Below are 13,961 nucleotides of genomic sequence, written 5' to 3'. Positions count from 1 at the left end.
CGCTGTCATCGGACGTGCGCGAGTGTTCCCCGCGCCAGCGGGGATAAACCGGCATGAGTCCCCAGCTCATCGAGCAGAACAAGGTGTTCCCCGCGCCAGCGGGGATAAACCGGGTATTTCTATGCACTGTAAGAAGGGAGATACGTGTTCCCCGCGCCAGCGGGGATAAACCGCGTAGAACGGGAAAAACTGGCGGCTTATGACAGTGTTCCCCGCGCCAGCGGGGATAAACCGCATGATCCAGTCATACATGGACGCCGAAAAAGGTGTTCCCCGCGCCAGCGGGGATAAACCGCCCAGCATCCGCGCTGTCTTTTTTGATTCAGCGTGTTCCCCGCGCCAGCGGGGATAAACCGCGCCTGTCTCATTGATGAAGCCACCCTGACCAGTGTTCCCCGCGCCAGCGGGGATAAACCGACCGATGATGAGGTTATCGCGATTGTAGAGAAGTGTTCCCCGCGCCAGCGGGGATAAACCGTTCGGCCATATCCAGCAGTGCCGCAAGGCTTGGTGTTCCCCGCGCCAGCGGGGATAAACCGTACCTTGAGCGGACTATATCGAGTTGAATAATGTGTTCCCCGCGCCAGCGGGGATAAACCGGGTGTTGTGCCTAATGTTTATGTTAAGACACTGTGTTCCCCGCGCCAGCGGGGATAAACCGCCCACACCTCACCATCGGGATCAGTTGCTATAGTGTTCCCCGCGCCAGCGGGGATAAACCGATCCTCTCTTAACAGGTTACTCGTGATTGAGCGTGTTCCCCGCGCCAGCGGGGATAAACCGCCGGACTTTATTTCCCGGTTCAAGTTTCTGGAGTGTTCCCCGCGCCAGCGGGGATAAACCGAGTAATTATTTCTTTGCTCTGTATAGTGCCGGGTGTTCCCCGCGCCAGCGGGGATAAACCGTTCAGGTCGATAATAACGGCAATAAATATGTCGTGTTCCCCGCGCCAGCGGGGATAAACCGTCATTAGTACCCTCGCAATCTGGTATCTATTGGTGTTCCCCGCGCCAGCGGGGATAAACCGAGTGCCTGATATAGTGTCTATATGTGATTATTGTGTTCCCCGCGCCAGCGGGGATAAACCGGGCTATCGCTGATCGCCAAGAGGCCCGCAAGAGTGTTCCCCGCGCCAGCGGGGATAAACCGGCATTGGAAACCCAGCGACTGCGGGCTCAGATGTGTTCCCCGCGCCAGCGGGGATAAACCGTTCAGAATTGTTTATGACGGCCCAGCCCTAGAGTGTTCCCCGCGCCAGCGGGGATAAACCGACGAAAAAATATTTTGGAGCAAAATTCTTGATGTGTTCCCCGCGCCAGCGGGGATAAACCGGGGATGTATGGCAACTATGACTCGCTCGTTTTGTGTTCCCCGCGCCAGCGGGGATAAACCGTATGGCAGGCATATACATGTCGATCCGGTGGAAGTGTTCCCCGCGCCAGCGGGGATAAACCGATTGTGCCAATATAGATAACGTCCAGCTTGCCGTGTTCCCCGCGCCAGCGGGGTAAAAAAGAGAAACCCGATGACGGGCGGTACGCGTCATCGGGTTTTTGCTTATGGAACTGCGTTACGCAGGCTGATGATTAAAATGAATGCCAGTCATCTTCGCTGCTTTTGGTTTTGCGCGAGGAGGCGGCGGGTTTTAAGGCCAGTGTTTTCGCCGCCGCCGGTTTTGCCGGGGTGCTGGCGAGCAGCGGCTGGTTGCTGGATGCACGGTACGCGCTCTGTCCGGTTTGTTGCAGATGAAACAAGCTCACTACCTGTTTTAATTGCTCGGCCTGTTGCTGTAAGGCTTGGGTGGCATCGGTGCCTTCTCGCACCAGCGAGGCGTTTTGCAACGTGGTTTGTTCCATCTTATTGATGGCCATGTTGACCTGTTCAATGCCGAGCGACTGCTCCTGACTGGCGACGCTGATTTCACCCACCAGCTCGCTGACTTTGCGCACGCCATCGACAATACCCTGAATGGAAACCCCGGCTTTTTCCACCAGACGATTGCCTGCGTCAACGGTTTGTACCGAGTGATCGATAAGTTCTTTGATTTCCCGGGCGGCCGAGGCGCTGCGCTGGGCCAGGCTGCGCACTTCGCTTGCAACCACGGCAAAGCCGCGACCCTGTTCACCGGCGCGGGCTGCTTCGACGGCGGCATTCAGCGCCAGAATATTGGTTTGAAACGCGATGCTGTCGATAACGCCGATAATATCGACAATTTTCTTGGAGGAACTGTCGATGGCACCCATGGTTTGCACCACATCGCCGACCAGTTGGCCGCCTGACTGGGCCTGGCTGGCGGTATCTTGCGCCAACTGGCTGGCTTGTCTGGCGTTGTCGGCATTTTGCCGAACGGTAGAAGTGAGCTGCTCTATCGAGGCGGCGGTTTCTTGCAGGGCGCCGGATTGTTCCTCGGTACGGTTAGACAAATCCTGATTGCCTGCCGAGAGCTGTGATGAGGCTCCGGCGATCGCTTCGGCCCCTTCGCGCACTTCGCCCACCACGGTGCGCAGTTGCAGCGTCATTTCCTGTAGCGCGTGTTGCAGTTGCGCCAGTTCGTCGCGCCCTTGCGGGATAATGGTTTCGGTGAGGTCGCCTTTGGCAACGGCGTTCGTCACCCGCACCGCTTTTTGCAACGGCTGGACGATACTGCGGGTCAGCATCCAGGCGAGCAGTGAGCCGATAAGGGTAATCAACACGCCCAGTCCGCCGAGGAACAGGTAGCTGTTATTGGCGCGATCGGCAATCTCTACGCGCATGCGGTCAATACCGGTGCGTTGGTAGTCGCGCAGTATGCTCATGCTCTTTTGGTATTCCACGGAGACCGGTTGCAGTTTTTGTTCAAACAACTGTTTGGCCAGGTCGGCGTTGCCAGCGGATTTGGCGGCAAAAATATCGTCTCGCGCCTTGATATAAGCCTGACGGTCAACGTTTAGCTTATCCAGCAGCGCCTTTTCCTCATTGGATGAGACAAGCGCCGTAAACTGGGCGGCACGTTCGTTGTTCTCTTTGGTGGCATTGGCATTATCTACGGCGAAAACCTGCGCCAGCGAGGCATCGCTGCTGCGCGCCGTGGCCGTCGCCCGTTGGATACCGGCGGCGAGCGTGGCAGCCCAGTCCGCCACCAGACGCTCTTTGCGCAACGGTATTTGCATGATTTGTTCTGCGTTTTGGCTAATCTGGCGCAGCTGATAAATACCGCTGGCCAACATGATTAACGAGAACGCGATGAGTATTCCAAACCCTACGGATAGCCGAGTACCAATTTTGTAGTTTTTCATTTTTTCTCCCGGGTTTCTCTGCAACGGTTGTCAGATTCCCTAGTATGTTCGACGTAACGGATATATTGAGCGAATGGTGCCGGTATACCCGTCATCCTTCACGTTGCCGGTGTGTTGGCTGTGTTCGCTCACCCGAATCACTGACTTGAGTAAGCTCATCGGGATTCGCTTACTTGCCGCCTTCCTGCAACTCGAATTATTTGGGGTATAGAACGATTAAACAGGCTCTCCTGACCCGTATTTCCTGACCCGTTATCTCTGCAATATGCGCCTTTTCGCAATGCAATGATCTACAGGATGTGGCTGTGTGTTCAATTATAGTTAATCGCCGGCTAATGCTATTTAATTCATTTTTAGTGTGTTAATACTTATTCTCATTAACAAGAAACGTTCTGATATATCGGATGATTATTCGATTGACTATTTTTTATCGTTCTTTTCCTCCTTGGTGGGTATTTCAGGTATTAAGGATACAGTGCCGCAAGGAAATCAAAGCCTGATTAAGCAATATATTATTCACTTCACATTATTTTGAATTATCACCGCGCGAGGCTGGGCAACTATGTTGGTTGATAACCATGTTGGCCGATAACTGTGTTGGCCGATAACTGTGTTGGCTGATAACCATATTGGTTGATAACCATGTTGGTTGATAACTATGTTGGCTGACGACGTGATGGTTTTTTTGGCGCGGAGAGCGGTTGTTTTCGCGCAGCGATGGCACGGTTGGTGGCCGTCCGGTTGATGGCTGAAATAGGGTTTGGGCACAGATATGCTCAGAATAACGGCAATAATATGTTTTGCCGGAATAGAAACTAACTGGTCACACCAGCGGAAATACCTTTTCTGTGAAGACGTTATCCCTTTTTTCACGTTGGGGTCGGCAAAATAGCCGCGCAACAGGTCTTTATTTTGCCCGGGAAGTGGCATTATGTGCAGTTCGTGATAAGGAGACTGAGGTTCTCAGTCGGCCATGGATTAACGAGGTTCCACCGGGGGAGAGGCCGTGGAAGCAGAGAATACCCTGGGAGTGATTTCCCGCTATCTGAAAAAATTGCATGTGCTGACGTTATGTGTCAGCGCTGATGACGATTTATGGTGTGCCAACTGCTTTTATGTGTTTGACGATGAACAGGTCGCCTTTTACCTGATGACGGAACCGGACACCCGGCACGGCGTCATTATGCGTCGTTGCGCCAGAGTCGCGGGTACGGTCAATGGTCAGCCTAAAAGTGTGTTACTGATTAAAGGCATACAGTTTATGGGGGAAATCCGTTGCCTGAGCGGGGAAGAGGAAACGCTGGCACGTCATCGCTATATTACCCGCTTCCCGATTGCCCGCAGTAGCAGCGCGCCTATCTGGAAATTGTCGCTCAACGAAATCAAGATGACTGATAACGCGCTCGGGTTTGGCAAAAAGCACCTGTGGACGCGCCGCGCTGCGGTGGCGGAACCCGTGTAACGCGGTTGCCCGTGCCGATGACACGGGCGACAAAACGAACCACAACAAACGAACCACAACAAACGAACCACAAAGCACGCGGCGGCTTAACGCAGGTGATGAATCACCTGATTGCGGCTGCCGCGCCACACCAGCGTCAAATCGCGCTGCTCTTGTACGAAACGTCCATCGACCAGCACGTTAATCAGGTTCACCACCTCTTGCTGGGCAGGGCTCAGTTCATCGAGCCGATAACCCGTCCACATCCAGATATCCTTTGTCGGGCACTCCGCGCGCACCCGCGCCACCAGGCGCAGTATGTCAGGCACGTTTTGCGGATGTAGCGGATCGCCGCCTGAGAGCGACAGCCCTTGCAGCGGCAGTTCGGTGGAGCGCAAATCCGCGATAATGCGGTCTTCCAGTTCGGCGGTGAAGAGATGGCCTGAGTTGAGCCGCCAGGTGCTTTTGTTATAGCAGCCGGGACACTGATGCTCACAGCCCGCGACAAACAGCGTACAGCGGGTGCCAGGGCCGTTGACCACATCCACCGGGTAGTATTGATGGTAGTTCATAGTGATAACCGCTCAAAAGGCCGCCCATGGGGGCGGCATCGCTTAACGTTAGAGCCGAATGCGCCACCCCTTGGCTTGGGGGCGAGGCAGACTGTCAGCCCAGTTGACCGTTAGCTAAGTGTTTTACCCGGCGTTTGACTTCTTCTTGCTTACCGGCATTGAACGGACGTGCATCCGGGCTGCCCAGATAGCCGCATACCCGACGTGTCACCGACACGCGCGCCGAGTCGTGGTTGCCGCACTGCGGGCAGGTAAAGCCTTTGCTGGTGCAGGCGAACTCACCGGTAAAACCACACTCGTAGCACTCGTCGATGGGGGTGTTGGTGCCGTAATAGGGCACGCGGGTGTAGCTGTAATCCCACACATCTTCCAGCGCTTTGAGGTTATGCTGCAAGTTGGGGTACTCGCCGTAACAGATAAAACCACCGTTAGCCAGCGGCGGATAAGGGGCCTCAAAGTCTATCTTTTGGTACGGATTGACCTTTTTCTCCACGTCGAGATGGAAACTGTTGGTGTAGTAACCTTTGTCGGTAACGCCGGAAACCACGCCAAATTCAGCCGTGTCCAGACGGCAGAAACGATCGCACAGGTTTTCGCTCGGTGTGCTGTACAGGCTAAAACCGTAGCCGGTTTCCTCTTTCCAGCTATCGGTTGCCGCTTTCAGGCGGGCGACAATCGCCACGGCTTTTTGCCGCTTGGTTTCATCATCAAACAGGTGCTGTTCATCGCCAAACAGCGCGTTGATGGTCTCATGGATGCCGATATAGCCCAGCGAGATGGACGCGCGGCCATTCTTGAAAATCTCGGCGATATTGTCGTCAGCTTGCAGGCGCACACCGCAGGCCCCTTCCATATACAGTATAGGCGCTACGCGGGCTTTGACATTTTCCAGCCGCGCGATGCGCGTCAATGAGCGCTTTTTTCGCCAACTGAAGGCGCTTATCCAGCAATGTCCAGAAACGGGCTTCATCGCCACCCGCTTCCAGTGCGATGCGTGGCAGGTTCAGGCTGATGACGCCAAGGTTATTGCGCCCATCGTGGATAGGCTTGCCGTTCTCTTCATACTCGCCAAGGAAGCTGCGACAGCCCATCGGCGTTTTGAACGAACCGGTGACTTCCACCACCTGATCGTAATTGAGAATATCCGGGTACATGCGCTTGCTGGCGCACTCTAGCGCTAACTGTTTGATGTCGTAGTTCGCGTCACCCGGTTTGTGGTTCACGCCGTCACGGATGGCGAACACCAGTTTCGGGAACACCGCCGTTTTGTGGTTTTTACCCAGCCCGGCGATGCGATTACGCAGGATAGATTGTTGAATCAAGCGCGACTGCCAACTGGTGCCGAGGCCAAAACCGAAGGTGACAAACGGCGTCTGGCCGTTGGCGGTGTGCAGGGTGTTGACTTCATATTCCAGTGACTGGAAGGCGTCATAGCACTCTTTTTCCGTGCGGCTGTGCGCGTAGCCTTCGGCGTCCGGTATCTGCCACTCAAGAGCGACGGCTTTGTGTTTCTCATGGCTGGCGGTGACGAATGGCGCGAGAATTTCATCAATACGGTTGATGGTGGTGCCGCCGTAAATGTGGCTGGCGACCTGCGCGATAATCTGCGCTGTCACCGCCGTGGCGGTAGAAATGGATTTTGGCTGCTCAATTTCCGCATTCCCCATTTTAAACCCTTGCGTCAACATGCCGCCCAGATCGATGAGCATGCAGTTAAACATGGGGAAGAATGGCGAGTAGTCGAGATCGTGATAGTGAATTTCGCCGCGTTCGTGCGCCAGCACTACGTCACGAGGCAGAATATGCTGTTTGGCGTAGTGCTTGGCGACAATCCCGGCCAGCAGGTCACGCTGGGTGGGGATAACCTTGCTGTCTTTATTGGCGTTTTCGTTCAGTAACGCCATATTACTTTGTTCAACCAGACCACGAATTTCCTGATTGAGACGACCCTGACGCTCGCGTGCGACATCACGGTCATGGCGGTATTCGATATAGGCGCGAGCCAGTTGTTTGTACTTGCCAGACATCAGCAGATTTTCCACGGTATGCTGAATGTCATGGATCTCAACGCGCGCTTTTCCTTGCATATGTTGAGCGACGGCACAGGCCACGGTAGCGCAGTAATCCTCATCGTTAACGTTGACAGCCTGCGATGCCTTGATAATGGCATCTTTGATGCGGTTTTCGTCAAAAGGTACCTGGCACCCGTCCCGTTTAATCACTACTGGTTTCATGTTGTTCCTCGGTGTGTTTCCCGTTTCCAGCAACGGTTGTTGAGGTTATCCACAGGCGAAAGCCGCACCGGACAACGGATGCGGGGGCTGTGGATGGTTTGTGGATAAACACAATATGTAGGTCACGATAAAAAGGATAGACACTATATATTGAATTTGCCCGAGGGTGTGCCTGCTTTTATCACGCCAAAATTGACCTGGCTCAATGAAATTTGGGCATCGTAGAGAAATCAGTCTTGTATAAACCGTAATCAATTTGGGGTAAGCGGGAGAGCGTTAGTGTGGGAATGGCAGTCATTTCTCCTTTTTTAGCTATCAAGGCATCTAGACTTCCATAACTGCTTTTTGTATGGTGGCGTGAAATAACGACGCAGTGTACTGACGCAACGGGAAGGAAAGACAATGGCAGAGCATGTTGTGATTCTTGATGGGGGAATGGGGCGCGAGCTGGCGCGAATCGGTGCGCCGTTTCGCCAGCCGGAGTGGTCAGCACTGGCGTTGATGGAGTCGCCCGCACATGTGCGTCAGGTGCATGACAGCTTTATCGCCGCCGGTGCGCAGGTGATAACCAGCAACAGCTATGCGGTGGTGCCGTTTCATGTTGGTGATGCGGTCTTTGCAGCGCGCGGCGCGGCGTTGGCCTCCCTTGCCGGTGAGCTGGCGCGTCAGGCGGCGGATGCCGCTCCTCATGCGGTGCGGGTTGCCGGTTCACTGCCGCCGGTGCTGGGCTCTTACCGCCCGGACTTGTTTGATGCCGCCGCCGCCACGCCTATCCTCAATACGCTTATCAACGCATTAAGCCCGTATGTGGATGTGTGGCTGGCGGAAACGCAAAGCGCGGTGGCGGAAGTGGCGCTGGTGCGTGAGCTGCTGGCCGATGACCCGCGCGAACTGTGGTTGTCATTTACGCTGCAAGATGAACTGGATGCCAACGGCAACGCCCGGCTGCGCTCCGGTGAAAGCGTGAGTGACGCAGCGGCAGCAGCGCTACGGCTGAAAGCGGCGAACCTGTTATTTAATTGCAGCCGCCCGGAAGTGATGGCCTCAGCGGTGGCACAGGCACGGGCGCATTTTGGTGAGCAGGCCGGTGCGCCTGGGGTTGGGGTGTATGCGAATGCGTTCGAGCCTGAGGATAATCAGCGCGGTGCCAATGAAGGGCTGAGTCAACTACGTACCGACACGCACCCGCAAGGCTACCTGCAATGGGCGCAGGAGTGGGTGGCGCAGGGCGCAACGCTGGTTGGCGGCTGCTGTGGTATTGGCCCGGAGCACATTGCGCGTCTGGCGCAGGCGTTTAGCCGCCACGACGGTTAGCCGCACACACCCGGTGTATAACAACCGGATGTATAACAACCGGATGACAGTGTAAAAACATAACGATAATGACCACCGGCAGCGGTGGCGCCTTACAAAGGGAACACAACATGAATCGTCGTCATTTTATTAAGAGCGCCTGCGCCCTGTCTGTTGCGGCCAGCCTGCCGTTTGGTATGGCCTTTGGTGCAGAAGACACGCCGAAAAAGGGCGGTCATCTGATTGTCGGGGTGGATAACGCCTCCAGTTCTGACCGCCTCGACCCGGCTTTTTGGTTTGAAACCTACATGTACTTTGTCGGCTCCCAGCTGTTTAACAATTTGGTCGAACTGGATGAGAAAGGCGAGCTGACGCCATCGCTGGCGGAGTCGTGGGAGAGCAAAGAGGGCGGGCGCACCTGGGTGCTCAAGATCCGCAAAGGCGTGCAGTTCCACGATGGCCGTGCGCTGACCGCCAAAGACGTCATCTATTCACTCAACCACCATCGCGGCGAGAAATCGAGCTCGTCGGTGAAAAGCTATCTTGATCCGGTGACGGCGATAGAGGCAACCGACAGCCATGAAGTGACCATTCGCCTTAATGAACCGAACGTGGAATTTATCGCGCTGTTGGGCGACGTGCATTTTGCCATCACGCCGGAAAATGAGAATTTCGATAAAGGCATCGGCACCGGCGCGTTCATTCTGGACAGCTTCCAGCCGGGCGTGCGCACGCTGGTGAAACGCAATCCGAACCACTGGAACCCGGCGCGCGGCCATGTGGACTCGGTGGAAACACTGGCGATGAATGATTCTACGGCGCGCGTGGCGGCGCTGGTGAGCGGCTCGGCCCATATCATCAACCGCGTGAACCCGCGTATCGTCAGCCGTATTCAGGCGATGCCGACGCTGCAACTGTTGCGCTCGCGCGACAGCCAGATTTTTACCTTTGCCGGGTTGGGCGATGTTGCGCCGTTTAACAACGAAGACGCGCGTCTGGCGCTGAAATACGGCATCGACCGCCAGCAAATTATCGACACCGTGCTGGGTGGATACGGCAGCGTGGCGAACGATAACCCGATTTTCCCGTCTAACCGCTATTTCGCCAAAGACCTGCCGCAACGCCCGTATGACCCGGAAAAAGCCAAATGGCACTGGCAGAAGTCCGGTTTTAGCGGCCCGCTGACGCTCTCGGTGGCCGATGCCGGTTTCCCAGGGGCGGTGGACGCCGGGCAGTTGTATCAGGTGGCGGCGCAAAAAGCCGGTATCACCTTAAATGTCGAGCGCGTGCCGGATGACGGTTTCTGGGATAACGTCTGGATGAAGAAACCGTTTGTCTCCTCCAACTGGTCGATTCGCCCGACGGCCGATGCGCTGTTGTCGCTGGTGTTCACCAGTCAGGCACCGTGGAACGAGTCGGCGTGGAAGAACGACGCGTTTGACCAGCTCGTTCGCGCGGCGCGCGGTGAGCAAAACGAAGAGAAACGCCGCCAGATTTACCACGACATTCAGGTGATGCTGGTGGATAAAGGCAGTGAAATCATCCCGCTGTATGCCGACGCGCTGGATGCGTGCAGCAACAAGGTGAAAGGGCTGACGGCAATCCCGGGCTTCCCGCTCAGTGGCAACCGCGCAGCGGAAAAAGTGTGGCTGGCTTAAGGCGGATATTGTGACATTTTTGCACCGACGCACGGCTGTGAATCGATGGGTGGCTGTGAATCAATGGAGTGAACATCACCCGCTGCTGGGGTTGACGTTGCAGCGTTTGCTGGCTGGCGTGGTGATGGTCGCGGTGGTGTCGCTGCTGATTTTTGCCGGCATTCAGCTACTGCCCGGCAATGCGGCGACCGCCATTTTAGGGCAAACGGCGACGCCAGAGGCGGTGCGTGCGCTCAATGCCCAGCTCGGGCTGGATAAACCGGCGCTGGCGCGTTATGTCGGCTGGTTGTGGGGCGTGTTGCAAGGGGATTTCGGCCAGAGCTTTACCAGCCGCCAGGCGATTGCGCCGGTGTTGGCCTGGCGACTTGAGAACACGCTGTTTTTGGCCGGTTGCACCGCGTTAATTGCTGTCCCGCTGGCGCTGCTGATGGGGTTTTTGTCGGTACGTTTTCAGGGCAGCCTGCTTGACCGGCTGCTCAATCTTCTCGCCCGTATTGCGGTGGCGTTGCCGGAGTTTTTCTCCGGCTACTTATTGATCCTGATTTTTTCCATCACCCTGTTTTGGCTGCCCAGTAACAGCAGTGTCAGCGCCGGGATGCCGTTGGGCGCGCACCTGAGCGCTATCGCGCTGCCGTGCCTGACGCTGGTGCTGGCGGTGCTGGGGCACATGAGCAACATGACGCGCGCGGCGCTAATCAGTGCGCAAAACGCCGCTTATGTGGATACCGCGCTGTTAAAAGGGCTGTCGCCTTCCGCTATTCTATTGCGCCATGTGTTGCCCAATGCCTGGGGGCCGATTATCAACGTTATCGTGCTTAACCTTGCCTACCTGATGGTGGGGGTGGTGATTGTGGAGAACGTGTTTGTGTATCCGGGGCTGGGGCAGTATATGGTTGATAGCATCAGTAAACGTGACATGCCGGTGATTCAGGGCTGTGCGCTGGTGCTGGCGGCGATTTATATTCTGCTCAACCTGCTGGCGGATGTGGTCTCTTTGATGGCTAACCCGCGTTTGCGTCATGCCCGACGGTGAAACCCGTCAACCGAATGGATATCTGTTAATGCCTGCTGTGAAACCTTCCGTGGTGCTCGGCCTGTTGGGGCTGAGTGTGTTTATTGGCGTGGCGCTGTTCGCCCCCTGGCTTGCGCCGTATCCGGCCGATCGCGTGGTGGGCGGTGCCTGGCTTGGGCCGATGCCGCATGCCTTACTCGGTACCGATAATCTGGGGCGTGACCTGTTCTCGCGCCTGATTTGGGGCACCCGTACCTCACTGGCTGTCACGGCGCTGGCGGCGCTGCTGGCGTTTGTTATCGGCACCGGGCTTGGCTTTCTGGCCGGGGTGTGCGGCGGTGCGGTCGATCAACTGATTTCCCGCATCAACGATGTACTGATGGCGATCCCGACCCTGATTCTGGCGCTGGTGGTGCTGGCGATGCTGCCGAAAAGCACCTTCATCATCATTCTGGTGCTGGGCGTGCTGGAGGCGACCCGCGTGCTGCGGGTGTCGCGCTCGCTGGCGCTGGATATCGCCACGCAAGAGTTTATCGAAGCAGCGCGGCTGCGCGGTGAGTCGATGCGCTGGATCTTGTGGCAGGAAATTTTACCGAACGCGCGTAACACGCTGGTGGCGGAGTTTGCGCTGCGCTTTATCTTTATTTTACTGTTTCTCTCGGCACTGTCGTTTTTGGGCCTGGGTATTCAGCCGCCGACGGCGGACTGGGGCGGGCTGGCGCGCGATAACAAAGACGGCATTCTGTTTGGCGTGTGGGCGGCGCTGGTGCCGGGAGCGGCAATCGCGCTGCTGGCGGTGTCGCTTAATGTGGTGGCGGACTGGTTGCTTGATAAAGACGGGCGCAACTGGCGCGGGGGCCGCCATGGATGAGTTATTGCGGCTGGAGAAACTGCGTGTGGTCGCCGGTGATCGCACGCTGGTTGACGACATCAGCGTTAGCCTGCATCAGGGTGAGGTGCTGGGGCTGATTGGTGAGTCGGGCGCGGGCAAGTCCACCATTGGTCAGGCGATTTTGGGCCACTGTCGCCACGGGATGCGCATTGCTGACGGCCATATCTGGTTTGGTCAGGGCGATACCCGGCAGGATTTAGCCGCGTTATCGGAAAAACAGCTACGACAGGTGCGCGGGCGACGCATCGCTTATGTGGCGCAGTCTGCCAGTGCCTCGTTTAATCCGGCGCAGCGCATTGGCGAGCAGGTGATTGAAAGCGCGGTGCGTCATCGGGTGCTGACGCGCCAGCAGGCTATCAGCCGCGCTATCGAGCTGTTTGGCCAGCTTTCGCTGCCCGATCCGCAGACGTTTTTTCAGCGCTACCCCCATCAGGTGTCCGGCGGGCAGTTGCAGCGCGCGATGATAGCCATGGCGATGTGCGCCAAACCGGATGTGATTATTTTTGATGAACCGACCACGGCGCTGGATGTTACCACCCAGCTTGGCGTGCTCAATGCCATCAGCGAGATTATCCGGCTCAGTGGCGTGGCGGCGCTGTATATCAGCCATGATTTGGCGGTGGTGGCGCAAATTAGCGATCGCATTATGGTGTTGCGCCACGGCAAGCAGGTGGAAATCGGCGCGACAGCCGAGATGCTGGCAAACCCGACCCAGCCCTACACCCGTGATTTGCTCCAGGCGCGCGGCGAGCCGAAAACACCGCAACCCGCCAGTGACGACAAGGTGCTGACCGTGCAGCATTTGGGGGCGCACTATCATCAGCAACCGGTGTTACACGATCTCTCATTACAACTGGCGCGCGGGCAAACGCTGGCGGTGATTGGCGAATCCGGCTCGGGCAAATCGACACTGGGGCGCACATTGTGCGGATTATTGGCCCCGGCCGGGGGGGAGATTCATCTCAACGGCGAGCCGTTGCCTCCTCGGTTGGCGCAGCGCAGTCGCGCGCAGTTACAGGCGATTCAGATGATTCATCAACACCCGGATACCGCGCTCAATCCGCGTCTGCCGGTTGGTGTGCAGATTGAGCGCGCGATGGTGTGCCTGACCTCGCTGCACCGTGCCGAGCGGCGCACGCGGTTGCATGACTTACTGCATCAGGTGGGGTTGTCGCCGGAGCTGGCGCAGCGCTACCCGACGGCGCTCTCCGGCGGGCAAAAGCAGCGCGTGTGTATTGCCCGCGCGTTAGCCGCACAGCCGCAGGTGATCGTCTGCGACGAGCCGACCTCCGCGCTTGACCCGCTGGTGGCCCGCGAGGTGCTGGCGCTGTTGCGGCAAATTCAGCAGGAAACCGGTGTTGCATACCTGTTTATTACCCATGATCTGCACGTGGTGCGCGAGGTGGCCGATAGCGTGGCGGTGTTGCGTCATGGCCGCATTGTGCGTCAGGGGCCGGTCACGCAGGCGTTGTCCGCACCGCTTGATGACTACACCCGGCAGTTACTGCTGGCAGTGCCGGAAATGCGCTGCGGCTGGCTGCAAGAGGTGATGGCGCAGTGGAGCTAACCGATTAAATAAAGCCT

The 13,961-nt window shown here is 56.9% G+C and carries 8 protein-coding genes, 1 pseudogene and 1 CRISPR repeat array (1 of these 10 only partly in view); of the genes and pseudogenes, 6 read left to right on the top strand and 3 right to left on the bottom strand.

Annotated elements, in window-relative coordinates:
* Nucleotides 1-1,516: a CRISPR direct-repeat array (repeat unit 29 nt; unit sequence GTGTTCCCCGCGCCAGCGGGGATAAACCG); it reaches 222 nt to the left of the window's first position.
* A gap of 70 nt (nucleotides 1,517-1,586) precedes the next feature.
* Entirely contained in the window at nucleotides 1,587-3,275 is a 1,689-nt protein-coding gene (locus O1Q98_RS09535) for a methyl-accepting chemotaxis protein (protein WP_125258048.1), read from the bottom strand.
* A gap of 1,006 nt (nucleotides 3,276-4,281) precedes the next feature.
* Between O1Q98_RS09535 and O1Q98_RS09530 the strand changes: the two genes are divergently transcribed.
* Nucleotides 4,282-4,737 (top strand): YhbP family protein, encoded by a 456-nt coding sequence (locus O1Q98_RS09530; protein WP_125258049.1) that lies wholly within the window; start codon nucleotides 4,282-4,284, stop codon nucleotides 4,735-4,737.
* 86 nt (nucleotides 4,738-4,823) lie between these two features.
* Here O1Q98_RS09530 and nrdG read toward each other — a convergent pair whose 3' ends face one another.
* Both nrdG and nrdD read right to left on the bottom strand, forming a co-directional pair.
* Nucleotides 4,824-5,288, bottom strand: a complete 465-nt coding sequence (nrdG, locus tag O1Q98_RS09525) for an anaerobic ribonucleoside-triphosphate reductase-activating protein (protein WP_125258050.1) — start codon at nucleotides 5,286-5,288, stop codon at nucleotides 4,824-4,826.
* A gap of 94 nt (nucleotides 5,289-5,382) precedes the next feature.
* Nucleotides 5,383-7,522: pseudogene (gene nrdD, locus O1Q98_RS09520) on the bottom strand (anaerobic ribonucleoside-triphosphate reductase).
* A gap of 402 nt (nucleotides 7,523-7,924) precedes the next feature.
* Here nrdD and O1Q98_RS09515 point away from each other — a divergent pair.
* The 5 genes from O1Q98_RS09515 to O1Q98_RS09495 all read left to right on the top strand — a co-directional run bounded on the left by O1Q98_RS09515 (nucleotide 7,925) and on the right by O1Q98_RS09495 (nucleotide 13,944).
* Nucleotides 7,925-8,836: a homocysteine S-methyltransferase family protein gene (locus O1Q98_RS09515; protein WP_125258052.1), complete on the top strand. Its 912-nt coding sequence runs from the start codon at nucleotides 7,925-7,927 to the stop codon at nucleotides 8,834-8,836.
* A 110-nt stretch (nucleotides 8,837-8,946) separates the two neighbouring features.
* Nucleotides 8,947-10,473 carry an ABC transporter substrate-binding protein gene (locus O1Q98_RS09510; RefSeq protein WP_125258053.1) on the top strand — a complete coding sequence of 509 codons (1,527 nt, stop codon included), beginning with the start codon at nucleotides 8,947-8,949 and terminating at the stop codon, nucleotides 10,471-10,473.
* A 124-nt stretch (nucleotides 10,474-10,597) separates the two neighbouring features.
* Entirely contained in the window at nucleotides 10,598-11,506 is a 909-nt protein-coding gene (locus tag O1Q98_RS09505; RefSeq protein ID WP_240632696.1) for an ABC transporter permease, read from the top strand.
* Between the two features lie 28 nt (nucleotides 11,507-11,534).
* Nucleotides 11,535-12,356 (top strand): ABC transporter permease, encoded by an 822-nt coding sequence (locus O1Q98_RS09500; protein ID WP_125258055.1) that lies wholly within the window; start codon nucleotides 11,535-11,537, stop codon nucleotides 12,354-12,356.
* A complete protein-coding gene (locus O1Q98_RS09495; RefSeq protein ID WP_125258056.1) occupies nucleotides 12,349-13,944 on the top strand; it encodes an ABC transporter ATP-binding protein in 1,596 nt (531 codons plus the stop codon). Before O1Q98_RS09500 ends, O1Q98_RS09495 begins: the two co-directional genes overlap by 8 nt.
* The last annotated feature ends 17 nt before the right edge of the window (nucleotides 13,945-13,961 follow it).

Origin of the sequence: Dickeya lacustris (genome assembly GCF_029635795.1) — a bacterium.
Taxonomy (GTDB): domain Bacteria; phylum Pseudomonadota; class Gammaproteobacteria; order Enterobacterales; family Enterobacteriaceae; genus Dickeya; species Dickeya lacustris.
This window is presented reverse-complemented; position numbering and strand designations above follow the sequence as displayed.